This window comes from Curtobacterium sp. Arg-1 (assembly GCF_025643395.1).
In the GTDB taxonomy this organism is placed as follows: Bacteria; Actinomycetota; Actinomycetes; order Actinomycetales; family Microbacteriaceae; genus Curtobacterium; species Curtobacterium poinsettiae.
Genome location: NZ_CP095731.1, coordinates 1,168,905 through 1,187,922 on the forward strand (window position 1 = coordinate 1,168,905; position 19,018 = coordinate 1,187,922).

Here is a 19,018-nt window from a genome sequence, read left to right on the forward strand (position 1 = left end):
GTCAGCGGTCGGCGTGCTTGCCGTGCGGAGCCGCCGCCGGTCGCGGCTCCTTCCGGTTCGCGGGGCGCTGCACGGCGATGCGACCGGTCGGGGTCGCGCCCGGTTCGAGGCCGTCGCGCGCGCCGGTGAAGACGTCGCCACCGGTGCGTTCGTCCTCCCAGTCGTCGTCCCGCAGCACGCTCAGGGTGCCGGTCTCGGTGGAGGTCAGCCCGTGGCGCTCCAGCTCGGCGTCGCGCTGCCCGCCGAGGAACTCGCGGTTGGCCGTGTTCGCGTCCTGGAACATCGTCGTGCGGCCGGTGACGATCGCGCGGATCCGTTTGCGCTCCCACCACTGCTTGCCGAAGTACATGAGCACGAGGCCGGCCGCCGCGTAGCACGCCATCGTGATCAGGCCTCGGGCCGGACCGGGGCCGACGCCGTAGACCTGGTGCTTGATCATGTCGACCATGCTCGAGCCGACCACGACGTTGTTGAGCCACGCGAACGGCTCGGGCATGAACCACTTCGGGTAGGCGCCGCCGGACGACGGCATGGACAGGAAGACGAAGCAGATCATCGCCGGGGCGGCGATGAAGCGGCCGACGAAGTAGCTCAGACCGTTCACCGCCAGGCCGATCGCCACGATCCAGCCCCAGGCGATGAGCACCAGCTGGATCCAGTGGCCGTGGATGGCACCGAGCACCGGGCCGGCGAGCGTGTTCGTGATGAGCGAGATGACCAGGCCGCCGACCGCGATGACCGTCATGCGGGTGCGGTGCCGGAGCGGGCCGCCCATGATGCCGATGAACATCGCGACCATGTAGCCGCCGATGCACCACGCGAGCATCACGTACATCGCCACGGTGCCGTACTCGTCCCACGCCGGCAGGGGCGCGAGCTCGGTCACCTTCGGGGTCGCGACGCCCAGGCCGGTGAGCACCGCGCTGAGGGTGGCCGGCACGAGGCTCGCGACCTGGAACTGGTGCGCGCTCGCCTTGAAGAACTCGTTCGCGGCCGGGTCGTACGCGACCGCCATCGAGCCGTCGACCACGTCGCGCTTCGCCTGGGCGAGCGAGTCGTAGGAGTGGAACACGAACTCGCCCGGCAACGCCCGCTGCACGGCCTGCACGAAGGACGGGTCGCTGCCGATCAGGGCGATCGGCACGTCGTGCGGGTGCGGGGCGTGGAACGCGAACACGTAGCACAGGCAGAACCCGACGATGAAGAACAGCGGCATCCACAGCTGCAGGCCGATGAGCTGGAGCGACGGGTGCAAAGTCGAGTACCAGCGGCGGTACGCGCTGTACTGCTGCGGGGCGGGGACGGGGGCCTGCCGCCGGGGTGCTGACCGGCTGGCGTGTCCCGCGACCTTGGCACCGCGACGCGGCTTCGTCCCCTGGGCGGACGGCCGGCTCCCGCGCGACTTCGGGGGCGTCGGACGCGAACCGCCGGGGCGCTCCGGTCCGTCGTCGTTCCTGGGGACGTCGTTCCGCGGCGTGCTCACTCGGCGCTCTGCTCCTGCTCTCGATCGGAGCGCCAGGATACGCCCGAGGTGCTCAGGAGCGACTGCGCGATGCCTGCGCCGAGTCCATCGCGAGCTCCTCGGCGTCGAGGGTCACGAGCACGCGGCGCATGACCTCCTCGTCGAGGTTCCCCTTCTCCCGCTCCTCGAGCACGATCTCGCGGCGGCGGTCGAGCAGCTCGCGCCGGATGTCCTGGATCTGCGAGCCGCGCAGGCGCAGTGCGACGTTCCGCTCCTCGTCCTCTTCTTCCTCGGCGTCCTGGCGGAAGGTCTCGGCCTGACGCTCGAGTCGTGCCTTCAGCCGGTTCACCACCGAGTCGACGGCGTCCGAGCCGTACTGCTTCGCCCACGCCGGACGTCGCTTCTCGAGCAGCTCGATCGCGGCCTCGGTGGTGCGCTGGTTGAGCCGCATCTCGCTGCGCACGTCCTCTTCGCCCTCGGCCGGGTCCTGCACCTTGAGCGCGCGGATGACGAAGGGCAGCGTGAGCCCCTGCAACAGCAGGGTGCCGACGGTGACGAAGAAGGCGATGATGAAGATCGTGTCCTGCGCCGGGATCTGCGTCGGGCTCGCGACGACGGACACCGCAGCCGCCAGGGTCACCACGCCACGCATGCCCGTCCACGAGATGACGGTGAGCTCCCGCCAGTTGAGCTTCGGCTCCGCGGAACCACGCATCCACCGCAGTGAGGGGTGCCCGCGGGACAGCTTGATCCGCAGCGGCCGGAGCCACTTCCCGTTGAACCGGTTGCGCACGTACGACTCGAACACGAACAGCGGCCGCACCAGGATCACCACCGCGAGCACGACGGCCGCCGCGGTGAGCGTCTGCCCGAGGCTGCGCTCGCTCTCCACCAGGTCCTGCACGACGGTGTTGAGCTGCAGGCCGATGAGCGCGAACACGAAGCCCTCGAGGATGACGTCGATGCTCGTCCAGAGCGGTCGCTCCTGCAGCCGGGTGGCGTAGCCCTCCTTCGGCGAGTTGTAGCCGATGTACAGGCCGGCCGTGACGACCGCGATGACGCCGGAGCCGGACAGGTCCTCGGCGAGGATGTACGCGACGAACGGCAGCAGGATGCTCATGATCGTCTCGACCACGGGGTCGTTGATGCGCATCCGGATCCAGTGCACGACGACGCCGAGCACGATGCCGACGACCAGGCCGACGCCGATCGCGAGCCCGAAGATGCCGAGGTCCTGCCAGACCGTCAGCGACGTGCCGGCGATGATGAGCGTGAACACGCGCACCAGGGTCAGCGAGGCCGCGTCGTTGATGAGGCTCTCGCCGGACAGCACGGTCATGACACGCCGGGGGAGTCCGAGCTTCCGGCCGATCGCGGCGGCGGACACCGCGTCCGGCGGGGCGACGATCGCGCCGAGCAGGATCGCCGCAGGCAGCGTCATGTCCGGGATGAGCAGGTACGCCACTCCGCCGACGACCAGGGCCGTCACGATCACCAGGAAGATGCCGAGTCGTCGGATCTGCTTGATCGAGCCGCGGAAGCTCTGCCACGACACGTCGAGCGCGGCGGAGTAGAGCAGCGGCGGCAGGATCACCGTGAGGATGACCTCGGAGTCGATCTCCATCGGGGGCAGCCCGGGCAGGAACGACGCCGCCAGGGCGACCGCTGTGACGAGCAGGGGAGCGGGGAGCCCCTTGGCGCGGGCGAACCCGGTCACCGCGAGCGATCCGATCAACAGGATGAGGAGCTCAGCGGTGTCCATGGACCCATTCTTCCATCGGCATGGTTCCGAACCTGAACGAGTGTGAAGCGACGGTGAACAACAGGTTGCCGATCAGGTTTGCTCGAAGGGCCGACGCCTGGGACACTTGCCCGCGGTGGACATCACACTCATAGTCGTCCTGGTCATCGCGTTGGCCCTCTTCTTCGACTTCACAAACGGTTTTCACGACACCGCCAACGCGATGGCGACCCCGATCGCGACCGGCGCCATGAAGCCCAAGGTGGCGGTCACCGTCGCTGCGGTGCTCAACCTGGTCGGTGCGTTCCTCAGCACCGCCGTGGCGACGTCGATCTCGCACGGGCTGATCAACGAGGGCCCCGGTGGCGTCGCGATCAGCCCCGAGATGATCTTCGCGGGCTTGATCGGGGCAGTCGTCTGGAACATGATCACGTGGCTCCGCGGGCTGCCGTCGTCGTCCTCGCACGCGTTGTTCGGCGGGCTCATCGGTGCCGCGATCGTCGGTGCCGGGTTCCAGTCGGTCAACTACGTCGCGCTGCTGACGGTCGTGATCATCCCGGCGTTCGCCTCGCCCGTGATCGCGGCGCTCGTGTCGTTCCTGTCGACGCGCATCGCGTACCGGATCACCAAGCGGCCGGTGTTCCCGAACGAGCGCGGCGGGTTCCGGATCGGGCAGGTCTTCACCAGCTCGATGGTGTCCCTGGCGCACGGCACCAACGACGCGCAGAAGACGATGGGCGTCATCACGCTGACCCTCATCGCCTCGGGCGCGCAGTCGTCCAACCAGGGCGTGCAGTTCTGGGTCGTCGTGGCCTGTGCCCTCGCGATCGCGCTCGGTACCTACACGGGTGGCTGGCGGATCATCCGCACGCTCGGCTCGGGCATCACCGAGATCCGGGCGACCCAGGGCTTCGCGGCCGAGGCCTCGACCGCGGCGACGATCCTCGCCTCCAGCCACCTCGGCTTCGCGCTGTCCACCACGCAGGTGTCCTCGGGTTCCATCATCGGTGCCGGTCTCGGCCGCCGGGGCTCGAAGATCCAGTGGTCGACCGCCGGCAAGATCGTCATCGCCTGGTTCATCACCCTGCCTGCCGCTGCTGCGGTCGGTGCCGTCGCCTCCGGGATCGCCCGTCTCGGCGTCATCGGGCTCGTGATCGACGCCGTGGTCGGTGCCGCCGTCATCCTCGGCCTGTACCTCTGGTCGCTCCGCAAGCCGCACGAGCAGGCCTCGGCCATCGAGGTCGACGTCGCCGCGAACGCGGTCCTGACCCGCAAGGAGCTGCGCGACATGCAGCGCAAGAAGCGCGCCGACGCGGTCGCCGAGCGTCGCGCCGAACTGAGCCGCGAGCGGACGCTCCGTCGCATGGCGGCCCGCAAGGGAGGCCGTCGCTGATGGGCATCGACTGGTTTGCATTCCTCACCGTGGCGCTCGTCGCCGTGGTCTCGTCGTGCTTCGTCGTCGCCGTGTACTCGGTCGGCCTCCGTCTCTGGAGCGCCGCCGACACCCGCGCCGGCAAGTTCACCGTGAAGGACGACGGCACGATCGGTCCGGCCACCGCGGGCTTCCCGAACCCGGCCGGCGCCTCGACGGCTACACGTGCACTCCGTGCCGCTGCCGTCGCGTGCTTCGTCGTGTGCGGCGCCGTCGTGTTCTACGGCATCTACCTCATCGTTCCGCAGTTCCACTGACGGGCGCGCTCACCGAGTGAGCAGAAGACGCCGGGTCGCCCTTCGCGACCCGGCGTCTTCTGCTCACTCGTCGTGTGTTCGCCGCGCTCGCCGCGCGAGCGGGAGGCCCGTGGCGGCCTGGCGCCGCGCCTCCCGTCCGCCCCGGGCGAGCGGGCGAAATGCCGGCGTGCGTTACCGAGGCGACCGCGGCATTCCGCCCGCTCGCGCAGGAACGCGCCGCTCTGCACCGTCCCGGCGCGTTCCCGGACCGGCTGGACGGACCGGACTAGCCTCGACGTGTGACCGGCAACGAGGAGGCACCTGTGACGACGACGCGGACCGAGAGCGACTCGCTGGGATCACGGGAGGTCCCGAACGACGCCTACTGGGGCATCAACACGTTGCGGGCGCTGGAGAACTTCCCGATCACCTCCGTGCCGATCGCCGTGTACCCGGACCTCATCGAGGCGCTCGTCACCGTGAAGCAGGCGGCGGCGCGGGCGAACCGGGCGATCGGTGTCCTCGACGAGGAGCGCGCCGACGCGATCGACCGCGCGGCGCAGGAAGTGCGCGACGGGGCGCTCCGCGAGCAGTTCGTCGTCGACGTCGTGCAGGGCGGCGCGGGCACGAGCACGAACATGAACACGAACGAGGTGCTCGCCAACCGGGCACTCGAACTCCTGGGCCGTGCGCGGGGCGACTACGCGTACCTGCACCCGATCGACCACGTGAACCGCAGCCAGTCGACGAACGACACCTACCCGACGAGCATCAAGATCGCGATGATCTTCGGCGTCCGGCGGCTGATCGTGCAGCTCGAGGAACTCTCCGCCGCGTTCGCCGAGCGGGGCCGCGCCTTCGCCGACGTGCTCAAGGTCGGCCGGACGCAGCTGCAGGACGCGGTGCCGATGACCCTCGGGCAGGAGTTCACCGGCTTCTCGCACACCATCCAGGAGGACGCGGAGATGCTCCGCAAGGTGATGCCGTTGCTCGCCGAGATGAACCTCGGCGCGACGGCCATCGGCACGGGGATCACCGCGGACCCGCTCTACCGCGACGAGGTCCGCCGGCAGCTGCAGGAGGCGAGCGGGATCGACGTCGTCACCGCCCCCGACCTCATCGAGGCGACGAGCGACGCCGGCGCTTTCATGACCCTGTCCGGCACGGTCAAGCGCAGCGCCGCGAAGCTCTCGAAGATCTGCAACGACCTGCGGCTGCTGTCGTCCGGCCCGCAGGCGGGCCTCGGCGAGATCACCCTGCCCGCTCGCCAGGCCGGTTCGTCGATCATGCCGGGCAAGGTGAACCCGGTGATCCCCGAGGTCGTGAACCAGATCGCCTACGCGGTCGCCGGAGCCGACACCACGGTGACCATGGCGGCGGAGAGCGGCCAGCTCCAGCTCAACGCCTTCGAGCCGATCATCGCCCACTCGATCCTGCAGTCCCTGCAGTGGATGTCCCGCGGCTGTGCGACCCTCCGTGAGCACTGCGTCGTCGGCATCGAGGCGAACGAGGCGAAGCTCGCCGCCCAGGTCGACACGAACGTCGGCGTCGTCACGGCGCTGACGCCGTACATCGGGTACGCGGCCGCGGCGTCGATCGCGCACACGGCGTTGACCACCTCGACGCCGATCTCGACGCTCGTCGTGGCCGCGGGCCTGATGGACGAGGACCAGGTCATGCGGGTGCTCAGCCCGGCACGGCTGTCGGGGATCGAGCTGGCGACCGGCGCCATCCCGATCGTCACCGAGGAGATGCTGGACGCCGAGGCGCGCAAGCGCTGACGCGGGGCGTCCGCGGCAACGAGCGCGCGCACGCCACCCGTCAGGGCAGCGGCCGCTCGCCCACCCGCACCTGCTGCGCCATCGCCCGCAGCTGCTCCTCGCCCGGGGTCATCTCGACGTCCTCGTCCTCGGCCACCCGAGCGGCCTCGGCCCGGACGTGCTGCGCCGCAGCGATGTCCTGGTCCCGCCAGCGCGCGAGCGTGAAGTTCCGGGTGACGTCCCGCAGCGGCAGCCGGATCGACTCGTCCGCTTCGATGCCGGCCATCAGCTGCCGCATCCGGATCACCTCGGAGTCGAGCTCCCCGCCGACCACGAGCACGAAGTTCGAGATGTACAGGTACACGAGCAGCAGGATCGCGCCGCCGAGCCACCCGTAGGCACGGTTCCCGCCGCCGAGGGTCTCCACGTAGAGCGCGAACCCGAGGGTGGCGATGGCCCAGGTGACGATCGCGAACGCGGCACCGGCCGACACCCACCGCAGCTGCGGGGTCTTCACGTTCGGCGTCGCGTAGTACAGCACTGCCACCATCACGACCAGGTCGACCGCGAGCACCGGCCACTTCGCCACGTTCCACACGTCGTCGATCCAGGGCGCCCACCCGAGCTGCCGGATGACGGCCTCGGAGATGGTCGGGGTGCCGAGCAGGATGACGATCGCGACGGCACCGCCGACCATGACGAGCAGCGTGACGAGGAGCATCATGCTGCGGAACTTCCAGATCCGCCGACCCTCCTCGACCTCGTACGCGGTGTTCATCGCCCGCCCGAACGCCGTCGCGTAGCCGGACAGCGACCAGAGCGTCAGCACGACGCCGATCGTGAACCCGAGCCACGGGTTGTCCAGGGTCAGCAGCTGCCGGAGCGGGCCCTCGAGGTGCGACGCGGTCTCGGGCCGGACGATGAACCCGAGGACCTCGACGATGTCGGTCAGGCTGTCGCCCTTGCGGTCCACGATGGACAGGGCCGACACCACCGCCAGCGCGGTCGGGAAGACGGTCAGCAGGGCGAAGAACGTCAGCGACGCGGCCGCGTCGACGACGCGGTGCCGGATGACGGAGTGGTAGGTGCGCCGGACGACGGCGCGGACTCCCGTCCGCTGGAGATCGCGCGATGCGCTGTCCGGCATGTGTCGTACGGTACCCGACACGTGCGGCCCTGGAGGCCCGTGGCGGGCCCGCCCCGCGCCTCCCGACCGCCTGTTGGTCGCGCTGGTGCGCCTGCAAGACACCGGTGTTCACGCTCCGCACCGCGGAACGCGGGTGTTCGAAGTGCGAACACCGGTGTTATGCGCACCAGGACCGACCGGTCAGTTGGCGTGGGGGTGCAGGGCGTCGTAGCGGCGGAACGACGGGACCATCCGGACGAGGAGCGCGACGAGGCCGATGATCAGCACGCCGCCGATGACCGGCGGGTACGCGATGCCGGCCGCGACGACGAGGCCGGCGTACAGGTCGCCGAGCCTCGGACCGCCCGTGACCACCACGATGAAGATGCCCTGCAGCCGACCACGCATGCCGTCCGGCGACGCTGCCTGCAGGATCGTGTTCCGGAACACCGAGCTGACGTTGTCCGCGCCGCCGGCCATCGCCAGGAACAGCGCCGCGAGCCCGAGCGCGGGCAGGATCTCGACCCCGAACGCCTCACCCGAGCGGCCGCCCAGGACGTGTGCCAGCGCGATGACCACACCGAACGCCGCGATCGCCCCGCCGTACGCCGTGATGGCCCAGCCGACGGCCTCACCCTGGCGTCGGACGTGTCCGAGCGGCCCGGAGAACACGCTCGACAGCAGCGCTCCGATCGCGTACGCGGCGGTCAGGGTGCCGACCGTGATCGACCCGCCGCCGATGACGAGCGCCCCGATCGCGGGGAACAGCACGCGCGGCTGCCCGAACGTCATCGCGACGATGTCGAGCACGAAGGTCATCGTGATGTTGCGCGACCGCCGCAGGAACCTCGCACCCTCGATGAGCGAGCCGAGCCCCGGCCGCAGCGCGTCGTGGTCGGCAGCCATCCGCGGCAGCGTGAACACCCCGAGGAACGCGAACGTGAACAGCACGACGTCGATCGTGTACGTCGGCGCGAAGCCCACGGTCGCGATGAGCACACCGGCGATCGCCGGTCCTACGGTGACCTGGAACCCCGACGCGATCCCGCCCAGGGCGCTCGCCGCGGGCAGCAGCTCGGTGCCGACGAGCCGCGGGACGATGGCCGAGCGGGACGCGTTGCTGACGGTGGCGGCGACGGCGTTCACCGTGGCGAGCACGTAGAGCAAGAGGACGCTGTGCAGGTCGAGCCAGGCGTGGGTGGCGATCAGGGCGACCGCGACCCACGCGATGATCGAGGACACGAGCGCGACGAGGCGCCGGTCGAAGGCGTCCGCGAGCATCCCGCCGTACAGACCCGCGACGATCATCGGCACGAGCGCGATGACACCCACCAGGGCCACGGCGAAGGTCGAGCGGGTGATCTCGTAGACCTCGAGCCCGACGGCCACGGTCGTCATCTGGGTGCCGATGCCGGCGATCGCGGTGCCCGCCCAGAGCCGGGCGAAGGCGGGGGAGCGGCGGAGCGGGGTCAGGTCGGCGAGCAGACGGCGGCGCGGCGGTGCGGGAGTCGATGGTGTCACGGTGGAACCATTCTGCGGGCTGGACGCTCGTTGCGCGTGCCCGGTGCGCCCTCTGGTTGACTGATCGGCATGACTGACCTGAACAGCAAGCCCGAGTTCGACGCCCCCGAGGGCCCCGCCCCCACCGAGCTCGTCGTCACCGACATCGTCGAGGGCTCCGGCGAGGAAGCGTCCGCCGGCTCGACCGTCAAGGTCCACTACGCCGGCGTCGAGTACGAGACCGGCGAGGAGTTCGACAGCTCCTGGAACCGCGGCGAGCCCATCGACTTCCCGCTCGCGGCGCTGGTGCGCGGCTGGCAGGAGGGCATCCCCGGCATGAAGGTCGGCGGCCGCCGCAAGCTCGTCGTCCCGCCGGAGCTCGCCTACGGCCCCGCCGGTGGCGGCCACTTCCTGTCCGGCAAGACCCTCATCTTCGTGATCGACCTGCTCGGGGTCCGCTGATGCAGGTCGGTGCCCCGACGATCGAGCTGAACGACGGCCACCGGTTCCCGGAACTCGGCCTCGGCACCTACGGGCTGAACGGCGACGAGGGTGCGGCCGCGGTCGGCACCGCGATCGCGGGCGGTTACCGGCTGCTCGACACGGCGCTGAACTACGGCAACGAGGACGCCGTCGGCAAGGCCGTCCGCGAGTCCGAGGTGGCGCGCGAGGACCTCGTCGTCACCTCGAAGCTCCCCGGCCGCCACCACGGCTACGACGAGGCGCACCGCTCGATCGACGAGACCCTCGGCAACCTGGGGCTCGACCACGTCGACCTGTACCTGATCCACTGGCCGAACCCGTCGGTGGACAAGTTCGTCGACACCTGGAAAGCGTTCGTCGACCTGCGCGACAGCGGCAAGGTGCGCTCGATCGGCGTCTCGAACTTCACGCCGGAGCACCTCCGCCGCATCGTCGACGCCACCGGGGTCGCCCCGGCCGTCAACCAGGTCGAGCTGCACCCGTACTTCCCCCAGGCGGAACTGCGGAAGGTGCACCAGGAGCTCGGCATCGTGACCGAGAGCTGGAGCCCGCTCGCGAAGCGGTCGGAACTGCTCACCGAGCAGCCGATCGTCGACGCCGCCGCCGCACACGGGGTGGCCCCCGGCCAGGTCGTCCTGCGCTGGCACGTCCAGCTCGGTGCCGTGCCGGTGCCGAAGTCGGGCGACGCCACCCGCCAGAAGGAGAACCTCGACGTCTTCGGCTTCGAGCTGACCGACGACGAGGTGCAGGCGATCTCCGCGCTCGAGCGCGGCCGCCTGTGGGACGGTGACCCGGACACGCACGAAGAGATGTAGACGGGTCGCGGACGCGCGGACGCGCGGACGCGCGGACGTCCGGACCGGAGGCGCGGTGTCAGCTGGCACCGCGCCTCCAGTCATCCGTGTCGGTGCGCCGGGACTACACTGGACACCCCTCTTTCCCGAAGGGTTGTGTGTGTCCGAACCGACCGAGATCGACCGTGAGCGCGGCTACGTCGACGGCCTCTTCCGTCGTCTCGACGAGCTGACCGCCGAGGCCGAACAGCGCCTCGCCGAGACCCGCCGACAGGCGGTCGGCGGGAACCACCAGAGCCGCAGCGAGCGCGACGCGTACGCCCGGCTCTACGAGGACACCGTCGCGACGCTCGAGCGGGTGGGGGACCGTCTGGTCTTCGGCCGGCTCGAGGTCGCCGAGCCCGACAACCCCGACGACACCTTCCGGTACATCGGCCGCGTGGGGCTGCGCGACGCCGAGCACCGGCCGCTCCTGCTCGACTGGCGCGTCCCCGGTGCCAGTGCCTTCTACCAGGCCACCGCGGCGCACCCGATGGGCATGCGCTCCCGCCGGCACCTGTCCCTGCAGGGTCGTCGGGTGGTCGGCGTCGAGGACGAGGTGTTCGACGCCTCGCTCTACGACGACGAGCGCACCCACCTGCAGGGCGAGGGCGCGCTGCTCGCCGCGGTCACCGCCGAGCGCACGGGCCGGATGACCGACATCGTCGCGACGATCCAGGGCGAGCAGGACCGCATCATCCGCTCGCCGCTCGAGGGCGTGCTCATCGTGCAGGGCGGTCCCGGCACCGGCAAGACCGCCGTGGCGCTGCACCGCGCCGCCTACCTGCTCTACTCGTACCGCGAGCGGCTACGGGGCTCCGGCGTGCTCATGGTCGGACCGTCCCCGGCCTTCCTGACGTACATCGAGCAGGTGCTCCCGTCGCTCGGCGAGACCGGCGTCGTGATGGCCTCACTCGGCTCGCTCTACCCGGGCGTGCACGCGACGACGCACGACACCCGCGACGTCGCCGCCGTGAAGGGCGCCGCCCAGATGGCGTCGCTGCTGCGCCGGGCGGTGCGCTCGCGCCAGGTCGTACCGACCGAGTCGGTCACGCTCGACATCGAGGGCGAGCGGCTCGTCGTGTCGCCGCAGCTCGTCGCCGACGCCATGAAGCGCGCGCAGGACCGCGGCAAGCCGCACAACGCCGCCCGTGTCACGTTCAACAAGATCGCCCTCGACGCGATGACGCGCCTGCTCGCCGAGCAGCTGCGGGAGCGCGGCACCACGGTGGACGAAGCCGACGAGAAGGTCCTGCGCGAGGACATCCGGAGCTCGTACGACGCCCGTGTCCTGCTCAACACCGCGTGGCTACCGCTGCCGCCGGAGAAGTTCCTCGAGGACCTCTACGCCCGGCCGAACTGGCTCGCCTCGCTCACCCCCGACTGGACACCGGAGCGCCGCGCCCTGCTGCAGCGTGCCCGCGGCACGGCCTGGACCGTCGAGGACGTCCCCCTGCTCGACGAGGCCGCCGAACTGCTCGGCCCGTTCGACCCGACCGGCGGCGCCGCCAAGCGCGCCGCGAAGGCCAGCCGGAACCGCGACATCGAGAACGCCCGCCAGGCGATCGAGAACATGGGCGTCGAGGGCATCGTCAGCGCCGAGCAGGTCGCCGGCTCGTTCGCCGAGGGCGGCGACCCCCGCTCCACCGCAGAGCGCGCCGCGGACGACCGCGAGTGGACCTACGGCCACATCGTCGTCGACGAGGCGCAGGAGCTCTCTCCGATGCAGTGGCGCGTGCTCGCCCGCCGCAACCCGCTGCGCTCGTTCACGATCGTCGGCGACATGGCGCAGGGTTCCTCGCCGGGTGCCGCGCGCACGTGGGACGACGTCATCGGGGCGCTCGCGCGTCGCCGACGCGGCCGTGCGCCGCAGGTGCCGCTCGACCACCGCATCGAGCAGCTGACGGTCAACTACCGCACCCCGCGCTCCATCGTCGAGGCCGCCGGGGCCTTCGCGGACAGTGCCGGGCTGACGGTCACGCGCAACGAGGCCGTGCGCGACGGCGACCCCGTCGAGCGTGTCCGCGTCGCGCGGGCCGACCTGCTCGACACCGTCGTCGCCGTCGCCGACGCCGAGCGTGTCCGGATCGGGTCCGGCACCATCGGTGTCATCGTCCCCGAGTCCCAGGTCGACACCGTCCGGCAGCGGCTCGCCCGCACCGAGGCGGACGTCCGGGGGCTCGCCTCGCCGACCGCCGGGTCGCTCACGGTGCTGACCGGCGCGGACGCCAAGGGCCTGGAGTTCGACGGCGTGCTGCTCGTCGACCCGGACGGCGTGGGTGCCGACGCGGCCCGTGCCGCCGCAGCGGTCTACGTCGCGATGACGCGCCCGACGCGTCGCCTGACGGTCATCGACGTCGACTGACGCGGCCGGGCGGTGGCGTCCCCGCGGGGCGGACAGGAGGCGCGGTGCGGGTCCGCCACGCGCCTCCCGGCTCAGGTCGGGTCGCCCTCGGACCGCACCCGCTCGACCAGGTCGGCCCACGGTCCGTCCAGGCTGCGGCCTGGGATGGTCACGGTGGTGCGCTCGACGGTGATCGTCCAGCTGAAGTCGTCGGGGACGGGCGCAGCGGTCGGCGCCGGGGTGCGCTGCAGCGCGTCGACCACGTCGGACCACATCGCGGGGTCGCTGCTCGCGTCGGTGTCGACCCGCCAGCGCCGCACGGTACCGGCGAAGCCCCCGGAGCGGCGGACCTCGATGCGCATGTCCCCGACGCTACGCCCGGGACGGGTGCTCAGTCGAGCACGCCCACCCGCTGCCAGGCCTGACGGACCGCGATGTGCTCGGTGGAGCCGTCCCCGAACCGTCGTACAGCAGCGTCGACGGTGACGGTGGCGAAGCCCGCGAAGTCGATCGAGGCGGTCACCTCGGGCGAGGTCAGGGCGTCCCACCAGACGGCGCCGGCTCCCTGCCACGCGGGCCCACCGATGGCGGTGGCCGCCAGGAAGAACGCGTGGTTCGGGATGCCCGAGTTGGTGTGCACCCCGCCGGCGTCGTCGGTGGTGACGACGAACCCGGCCATGGTCGCCGGTTGCGGGTCCTTGCCGAGCACCGGGTCGTCGTAGGCGGTTCCTGGCGCCCGCATCGAGCGGAGCGCGTCGCCCTGCACGGCGTCGGTGAACAGCCCCTCGCCGATGAGCCAGCTGGCCTGCTCGGCCGTCTGACCCGCCGCGTACTGGGCGACGAGGGAACCGAACACGTCGCTGATCGACTCGTTCAGGGCCCCCGACTGCCCCTGGTAGGTCAGGTCGGCGGTGTACTGCGTGACACCGTGCGCGAGTTCGTGGCCGATGACGTCGAGGGCGATGGTGAAGCGGCGGAACACCTCGTCGTCGCCGTCGCCGAACACCATCCTGCTGCCGTCCCAGTAGGCGTTGTCGTAGTCCTGGCCGTAGTGCACGGTGGCGTCGAGGGGGAGCCCGGCGCCGTCGATGGACACCCGGTCGAACACCTCGAGCCAGAAGGCGTGCGTGGCGCCGAGGCCCGCGTACGCCTCGTCGACCGCGGTGTCGCCGGTGTCGGCGTCGCCCTCGTGCCGGACGAGGGTGCCGGGCAGCGTCGTGGTGCCGTGCGCGTCGGTGATGGTGCGCTGCGGGGAGCGGTCGACGGTGCCGCTGAGGCTGCGCGGCGCGACCAGGTGCTCGTGCTTCGGCGCCTGCACGGTGTCGAGCGAGGCCAGCGCGGTGCGTGCCGCCGAGGCCGCACGGGGGAACGCGTCGGCATCGGCGACGGCGCGGAGCAGGTAGGGCGGGACGACGGAGCGGATGCGGTCGGTCGCGGTCATGCGCTCATGCAACCACCGGGCACCGACACGGCCCTGCGCTGCCGGTTGCCGGGTGGTGGCCGTCAGTCGCGCTTGCGGTGCTCGACGAGGGCGAGCGCGTACGACTCCCACCACTGGCCGGCGGCGGGGCCACCGTTGCAGGTGCCGTCGCTGAGCCCCGGCGTCTTGACCCAGAGCAGCGCGTCGAGCCGGGTGCTCCCGCCGGTGACGTGCGGCTCCTGGCCGAGGCCCGCGCCCTCGGGGTTGCACCAGGTGCCCCGCCACCCCTGCCCGTTGCGGGAGACGTCGATGACGAAGTGCGGGTCGCCACCGACCGCGTCGGCGAGCTCGTCGGCGTACGCGCGCTCCTGGTCGACCCGGTAGAAGTTCGACACGTTCGTGAAGAAGCCCTGCACCTCGTCGATGCCGGCCTGCCGCAGCCAGTCCGCCATGGTCGCGGTCGGCACGCGGTTCTCGTTGCCGCCGTCCAGGTACACGGTGAGCCCGTGACCGGTCAGTGCGTCGACGGCCTTCCGCAGCAGGGGCAGACGTTCGTCGCGCAGCCGTTCGCAGTTCTGGATCTGCGCGATCGAGTCGGGTTCGACGAGCACGACGGCGTGCGAGCCGGCCATCGCACGGACGGCGGACCGGACCCACGGCAGGTAGGCGTCGTCCTCGGTGCCGCCCTTCGAGTAGCTGCCGCAGTCGCGGTCGGGGATGCTGTACAGGACGAACACCGGGGTGCCGCCACGTTCCTTCGCGGTGGCGACCACGGACCGGATGGTCGACCGGGTCTCGGAGCGCGAGGTGTTCGTCAGCCAGGTCGCGATCGGCTGGTCGGCGATGACCGCGATCTGCTCGGCGGTCTGGGCGTCGCCCTCGGCCCGGGCCTGGCGCTCGCGGATGCCGGCCTGGTTCACCGCGGTCGGCTGGCGCGCGAGTCCGCCGGGGAACGCCTCGGCCGCGGACTTCCGCTCGGACACGGCTCGTCCGCTCGGGGTACGGTCGCCGTCCGGCGGGCCACCGTTCCAGGGGCCGACGACCACGAGCGTCGTCACGACCGCGGCGACGACGACGGCCGCCGCGGCGATCCACCCCCACTGCCGCAGTCCGCCGGTGCGGTTGCGGCGGGGGGTGCTGGGTGCCTCGTGCTCCGGCATGCTGCGGTGCTCCCTGATCTGCCCGTGCGGTGTCGGTGGTGCGGGCAGCGGTCGTGCCCGGACCCATGCTGACAGGTGCGGGGGAGTCCTGACCAGGGCCGAGCCGCGATCGCCCAGGAGTCGCACCGCCCGCTGACAGGAGCGCTCCAGCGACCGCGCAGGACCGTGCTCCACACTGTGCGGATGTTCCGTCGACTCCTCCTCCTCGCCCTGACCGCGGGCTACGCCTGGGTGATCTGGCGGATGACGCTGACCCCGCAGGTCTTCACCTCGGCCCAGAACTCGCTCGTGCTGCACGCGATCGCGTGGGTGCAGCAGCTGCCGCACGGTGCCTGGTTCACGTACGAGCGCACCGAGTTCCTCGCCAACATCGCGATGTTCGTGCCGGTCGGCATGCTCGCCGCGCTGTGGCTGCCCCGTCGCTGGTGGATCCTCGGCGCGCTCGTCGCGGTGGCACTGTCCACGGGCATCGAGTTCGCCCAGGCCACGTACCTGCCGTACCGCGTCGCGGACCCGCGTGACGTGCTGTCGAACGGCCTCGGCGGGCTGCTCGGCGCGACCCTGGTCGGACTCGTCCGCAGCCTGTTGCCGGACCGTCGGCGCCGACGTCGCCTGCAGCCGAGGACCGCGTAGGACTCTGGTAGTCTTGGGCGGTTGCCGTCGAACGGCCGCGGACAAAGAGCGCTCGTGCATCAGGCACGGGCACCGCGCAACGGACAGGAAGGGGATCACCATGGCACTTGACGCACAGGTCAAGCAGGAGATCATCGAAGAGTACGCGACCCACCCGGGCGACACCGGATCCCCCGAGGTCCAGGTCGCCGTTCTGACGCGTCGTATCAACGACCTGAACGAGCACCTCAAGGAGCACAAGCACGACCACCACTCGCGTCGTGGCCTGCTGCTCATGGTCGGTCAGCGTCGCCGTCTCCTCGGCTACCTCTCCGACGTCGACATCGCCCGCTACCGCACGCTCATCGAGCGCCTCGGCCTGCGTCGCTAGTCGACCGGACACACGCTTGACCGAACACCCCGGTCCTCTCCACGAGGACCGGGGTGTTCTTCGTTCCCGGGGCGGGCGTCGTGCGCCGGGGTCCGCTCCGTCGGCGCTCCCGCTCGGACCGGTCACGACACGTCGCCCGCGCTCGTCCCGCGGTCACGACTCGTCGTATCCCGCGGTCTGACTCGACACTTCGTGACCGATCGGCGGTCAGCGCGCGGGCAGTCGTGACCGATCGGCCGCCGGTCGGACGACGGGAATGGTTGCGAGGGGAGCTCGGTTGGATGCTATGTTCATGCAAACGCATCGAAAGTCGGGAAGCATCATGACCACCATCGCCGTCGTCTCCGCCGGACTCTCCGAGCCCAGCTCCACCCGCCTGCTCGCCGACCGTCTGGGCGAGGCGGCCGTGTCCTCGCTCGTCGCCGAGGGCACCCCCGCACACGTCGTGCACGTGGAGCTCCGGCCGCTCGCGCACGAGATCACCGACGCGATGCTGACCGGGTTCGCCGCACCCGCACTCTCCGCCGCGATGGCCGCCGTGGTCGAGGCCGATGCCGTCGTGTTCGTCACGCCGATCTTCACCGCAGGCGTCAGCGGACTCGCCAAGTCCTTCCTCGACGTGCTCGACAAGGACTCGATGGCCGACATGCCCGTCCTGCTCGGTGCCACCGGCGGGACCTCGCGGCACTCCCTGGCGATCGACCACGCGCTGCGACCCGTCTTCGCGTACCTGCGTGCGGCGATCGTCCCCACCGGGGTGTTCGCCGCGACCGACGACTGGGGGACCGACGGCGACTCGGCCGCCCTGGACGGTCGCATCCGCCGGGCCGGAGCCGACCTGGCCTGGGCGATCCGGGCCTCCAGGCGGGCGCCGCAGGAAGCCGACGCGCTCCCCGCGACCCCGGACTTCGCGAGCCTGCTCGGCGGCCTCGGCCACTGAACAGGTGCAGAGACGCCGTCGTGTCCGCGAGACGCCGCCGAATCCGGCGGCGTCTCGTGCGTTCGCCGGCGTCTCAGCAAGACGACGGCGTCTCAGTGAGACTGCGGCGTCTCAGCAAGACGACGGCGTCAAGCAGCGCTGCAACCGACCTGCCCGGCGATCAGTACCAGTGCGGGTTGACACTCATCTCGTGCCCCCACGCCCCGCACGGCGACCCGTAGGCGCTCTTGATGTAGGCGAGGCCCCAGTTGATCTGCGTCGCGGCGTTCGTCCGCCAATCGGCACCGGCCACCGCCATCTTCTCGGCAGGGAGTGACTGGGGGATGCCGTAGGCGCCGCTCGAGGCGTTCAGGGCGTTCGCCCGCCACCCGGACTCCTGCGTCCACAGGGACACCAGGCACGAGAACTGGTCGTCGCCCCATCCGTAGGACGCCAGGGCCCCGCGCGCGTAGGCCTGGGCGCCGGCCGGGTCGACGACGACGCCGCCGGTGCTCGGGTACGACGTGCCGGAACCGCCGCCGGGGGCGCTGCCGCCACTGCTGCCGGGGGTCGGCGTGTTCGCTGCCTCGGCCGCCGCCGCTGCTGCCCGCTTGCGCTGCTGCTCCGCCTTCTGTGCGGCGACCCGCTGGCCGAGCTCGTACCCGGCTTCCTGCTTCGCGGTGCTGTCCTTGAGCGACGCGAGCTGCGCGTACAGCTCGTCGCTGTGGTGCTCCGTCGACTCGACGGCGGCGTCCGCCACCTGTTCCGCCGACTTCGCCGCGGCCGATCGTTCCTCGGCTGCCTGCGCACGCGTCTCACGTTCCGTCTCGGCCCGCTCGGCCTGCTCGTGCAGCGACGAGGCGGTGCCGGCAGCGACGGACGCGTCGTCCATCACGCCGGACCAGGTCTCAGAGAGCTGGTCGAGCGCACCGAGCTGGTAGAGCAGCTGGTCCGGGTTCTTCGCGGTCGCGATCCGGGTGGTCATCTGGTTCGTGCTGCCGTCGCGGTACAGGTTCGCGGCCAGCTGGCCGGCCCGCTGCTGGGCCCGCTCCGCCGTCTGGCTCGCGTGCTGCGCCTGGGCCTGGAGGCTCGTGGCGGCCTGGGTGGCCGACGCCAGCTCCGTCTCGGCCGCGTCCGCCTTCGACGAGGCCACCAGGGCGGCCTGCGACTTCGCGGCCGCTTCGTCCTGCGCCGACTGCAGCGCGGCCTGCACCTTCTGCACCTCGGCCCGCTTCGCGGTCTCGTTGCCCTTGGCGCGCTGGACGTCCTGCCAGGTGGGGTACTCGGTGGCGTTGGCGGGCACAGCGGTCAGGGTCGGGGCGACGAGCGCGCCGACGACCACGGCGGCCGCGACGAGCACGCCCCGTGAGGGGGTGAGACGCATGTCGGCAGGCTACCGATGTTCACCAGGAGTCCAGCGAGCCGCGCCGCCGACAGCCTGAGGACTGGTAAAGTCCATCGTGTCCGAGGACTCATTCCCCGGACGTCACACACAACACTGCGCAGGCCGGGCACGGAGCTGGTCATCGGTGGTGGCTCGCGGGCCGGAACGGTTTCCCGAGTGCTTCTACTGCTGGCCAGACATGCGTCCGGAACGAT

The 19,018-nt window shown here is 71.2% G+C and carries 17 protein-coding genes; 9 read left to right on the plus strand and 8 right to left on the minus strand.

Annotation, left to right across the window (positions count from 1 at the left end):
• Window position 1: 1 nt before the first annotated feature.
• Both MXD64_RS05600 and MXD64_RS05605 read right to left on the minus strand, forming a co-directional pair.
• Window positions 2–1,483 carry an ABC transporter permease gene (locus tag MXD64_RS05600; protein ID WP_214584625.1) on the minus strand — a complete coding sequence of 494 codons (1,482 nt, stop codon included), beginning with the start codon at window positions 1,481–1,483 and terminating at the stop codon, window positions 2–4.
• A gap of 52 nt (window positions 1,484–1,535) precedes the next feature.
• Complete coding sequence (locus tag MXD64_RS05605) at window positions 1,536–3,224, minus strand: cation:proton antiporter (protein ID WP_017885948.1); 1,689 nt, start codon at window positions 3,222–3,224, stop codon at window positions 1,536–1,538.
• 115 nt (window positions 3,225–3,339) lie between these two features.
• Between MXD64_RS05605 and MXD64_RS05610 the strand changes: the two genes are divergently transcribed.
• The 3 genes from MXD64_RS05610 to MXD64_RS05620 all read left to right on the plus strand — a co-directional run bounded on the left by MXD64_RS05610 (window position 3,340) and on the right by MXD64_RS05620 (window position 6,652).
• Complete coding sequence (locus MXD64_RS05610) at window positions 3,340–4,596, plus strand: inorganic phosphate transporter (RefSeq protein WP_040418878.1); 1,257 nt, start codon at window positions 3,340–3,342, stop codon at window positions 4,594–4,596.
• Window positions 4,596–4,892 (plus strand): hypothetical protein, encoded by a 297-nt coding sequence (locus MXD64_RS05615; RefSeq protein ID WP_263137231.1) that lies wholly within the window; start codon window positions 4,596–4,598, stop codon window positions 4,890–4,892. Before MXD64_RS05610 ends, MXD64_RS05615 begins: the two co-directional genes overlap by 1 nt.
• A gap of 302 nt (window positions 4,893–5,194) precedes the next feature.
• Entirely contained in the window at window positions 5,195–6,652 is a 1,458-nt protein-coding gene (locus MXD64_RS05620) for an aspartate ammonia-lyase (RefSeq protein WP_040418951.1), read from the plus strand.
• Window positions 6,653–6,692: 40 nt separating this feature from the next.
• On the opposite strand, the gene MXD64_RS05625 is transcribed toward MXD64_RS05620, so the two are convergent.
• The gene (locus MXD64_RS05625; RefSeq protein ID WP_263137232.1) at window positions 6,693–7,778 is read right to left on the minus strand and encodes a YihY/virulence factor BrkB family protein; all 1,086 of its coding nucleotides are present in this window, start codon (window positions 7,776–7,778) and stop codon (window positions 6,693–6,695) included.
• A 180-nt stretch (window positions 7,779–7,958) separates the two neighbouring features.
• Window positions 7,959–9,278, minus strand: coding sequence for an MFS transporter (locus tag MXD64_RS05630; protein ID WP_263137233.1), 1,320 nt, complete (start codon window positions 9,276–9,278; stop codon window positions 7,959–7,961).
• A gap of 69 nt (window positions 9,279–9,347) precedes the next feature.
• On the opposite strand from MXD64_RS05630, the gene MXD64_RS05635 reads away from it, so the two are divergent.
• The 3 genes from MXD64_RS05635 (at window position 9,348) to MXD64_RS05645 (ending at window position 12,938) form a co-directional block, all read left to right on the plus strand.
• A complete protein-coding gene (locus MXD64_RS05635; RefSeq protein WP_017885942.1) occupies window positions 9,348–9,719 on the plus strand; it encodes an FKBP-type peptidyl-prolyl cis-trans isomerase in 372 nt (123 codons plus the stop codon).
• On the plus strand, window positions 9,719–10,555 hold the full coding sequence (locus MXD64_RS05640) for an aldo/keto reductase (RefSeq protein ID WP_140449234.1): 837 nt from the start codon (window positions 9,719–9,721) through the stop codon (window positions 10,553–10,555). Before MXD64_RS05635 ends, MXD64_RS05640 begins: the two co-directional genes overlap by 1 nt.
• A gap of 139 nt (window positions 10,556–10,694) precedes the next feature.
• On the plus strand, window positions 10,695–12,938 hold the full coding sequence (locus MXD64_RS05645) for a HelD family protein (protein ID WP_017885940.1): 2,244 nt from the start codon (window positions 10,695–10,697) through the stop codon (window positions 12,936–12,938).
• Window positions 12,939–13,009: 71 nt separating this feature from the next.
• On the opposite strand, the gene MXD64_RS05650 is transcribed toward MXD64_RS05645, so the two are convergent.
• The 3 genes from MXD64_RS05650 to MXD64_RS05660 all read right to left on the minus strand — a co-directional run bounded on the left by MXD64_RS05650 (window position 13,010) and on the right by MXD64_RS05660 (window position 15,497).
• Window positions 13,010–13,279 (minus strand): protealysin inhibitor emfourin, encoded by a 270-nt coding sequence (locus MXD64_RS05650; protein WP_214519912.1) that lies wholly within the window; start codon window positions 13,277–13,279, stop codon window positions 13,010–13,012.
• 29 nt (window positions 13,280–13,308) lie between these two features.
• On the minus strand, window positions 13,309–14,358 hold the full coding sequence (locus MXD64_RS05655; protein ID WP_042538460.1) for a M4 family metallopeptidase: 1,050 nt from the start codon (window positions 14,356–14,358) through the stop codon (window positions 13,309–13,311).
• Window positions 14,359–14,420: 62 nt separating this feature from the next.
• Window positions 14,421–15,497: a glycoside hydrolase family 6 protein gene (locus MXD64_RS05660; RefSeq protein WP_052481725.1), complete on the minus strand. Its 1,077-nt coding sequence runs from the start codon at window positions 15,495–15,497 to the stop codon at window positions 14,421–14,423.
• 183 nt (window positions 15,498–15,680) lie between these two features.
• Between MXD64_RS05660 and MXD64_RS05665 the strand changes: the two genes are divergently transcribed.
• The 3 genes from MXD64_RS05665 to MXD64_RS05675 all read left to right on the plus strand — a co-directional run bounded on the left by MXD64_RS05665 (window position 15,681) and on the right by MXD64_RS05675 (window position 17,440).
• Complete coding sequence (locus MXD64_RS05665) at window positions 15,681–16,130, plus strand: VanZ family protein (RefSeq protein WP_017885936.1); 450 nt, start codon at window positions 15,681–15,683, stop codon at window positions 16,128–16,130.
• 100 nt (window positions 16,131–16,230) lie between these two features.
• The gene (rpsO, locus tag MXD64_RS05670; protein WP_017885935.1) at window positions 16,231–16,500 is read left to right on the plus strand and encodes a 30S ribosomal protein S15; all 270 of its coding nucleotides are present in this window, start codon (window positions 16,231–16,233) and stop codon (window positions 16,498–16,500) included.
• Between the two features lie 322 nt (window positions 16,501–16,822).
• Complete coding sequence (locus tag MXD64_RS05675; RefSeq protein ID WP_017885934.1) at window positions 16,823–17,440, plus strand: CE1759 family FMN reductase; 618 nt, start codon at window positions 16,823–16,825, stop codon at window positions 17,438–17,440.
• Window positions 17,441–17,600: 160 nt separating this feature from the next.
• On the opposite strand, the gene MXD64_RS05680 is transcribed toward MXD64_RS05675, so the two are convergent.
• On the minus strand, window positions 17,601–18,803 hold the full coding sequence (locus MXD64_RS05680) for a hypothetical protein (RefSeq protein WP_263137234.1): 1,203 nt from the start codon (window positions 18,801–18,803) through the stop codon (window positions 17,601–17,603).
• Window positions 18,804–19,018: the final 215 nt, after the last annotated feature.

What these genes read in the sequence shown, in the direction of transcription:
- MXD64_RS05605 (WP_017885948.1), bottom strand. Translation starts at nt 3,224, where the DNA reads ATGGACACCGCTGAGCTCCTCATCCTGTTGATCGGATCGCTCGCGGTG.
- MXD64_RS05615 (WP_263137231.1), top strand. Translation starts at nt 4,596, where the DNA reads ATGGGCATCGACTGGTTTGCATTCCTCACCGTGGCGCTCGTCGCCGTG.
- MXD64_RS05625 (WP_263137232.1), bottom strand. Translation starts at nt 7,778, where the DNA reads ATGCCGGACAGCGCATCGCGCGATCTCCAGCGGACGGGAGTCCGCGCC.
- MXD64_RS05635 (WP_017885942.1), top strand. Translation starts at nt 9,348, where the DNA reads ATGACTGACCTGAACAGCAAGCCCGAGTTCGACGCCCCCGAGGGCCCC.
- MXD64_RS05640 (WP_140449234.1), top strand. Translation starts at nt 9,719, where the DNA reads ATGCAGGTCGGTGCCCCGACGATCGAGCTGAACGACGGCCACCGGTTC.
- MXD64_RS05650 (WP_214519912.1), bottom strand. Translation starts at nt 13,279, where the DNA reads ATGCGCATCGAGGTCCGCCGCTCCGGGGGCTTCGCCGGTACCGTGCGG.
- MXD64_RS05655 (WP_042538460.1), bottom strand. Translation starts at nt 14,358, where the DNA reads ATGACCGCGACCGACCGCATCCGCTCCGTCGTCCCGCCCTACCTGCTC.
- MXD64_RS05660 (WP_052481725.1), bottom strand. Translation starts at nt 15,497, where the DNA reads ATGCCGGAGCACGAGGCACCCAGCACCCCCCGCCGCAACCGCACCGGC.
- MXD64_RS05665 (WP_017885936.1), top strand. Translation starts at nt 15,681, where the DNA reads ATGTTCCGTCGACTCCTCCTCCTCGCCCTGACCGCGGGCTACGCCTGG.
- rpsO (WP_017885935.1), top strand. Translation starts at nt 16,231, where the DNA reads ATGGCACTTGACGCACAGGTCAAGCAGGAGATCATCGAAGAGTACGCG.
- MXD64_RS05675 (WP_017885934.1), top strand. Translation starts at nt 16,823, where the DNA reads ATGACCACCATCGCCGTCGTCTCCGCCGGACTCTCCGAGCCCAGCTCC.
- MXD64_RS05680 (WP_263137234.1), bottom strand. Translation starts at nt 18,803, where the DNA reads ATGCGTCTCACCCCCTCACGGGGCGTGCTCGTCGCGGCCGCCGTGGTC.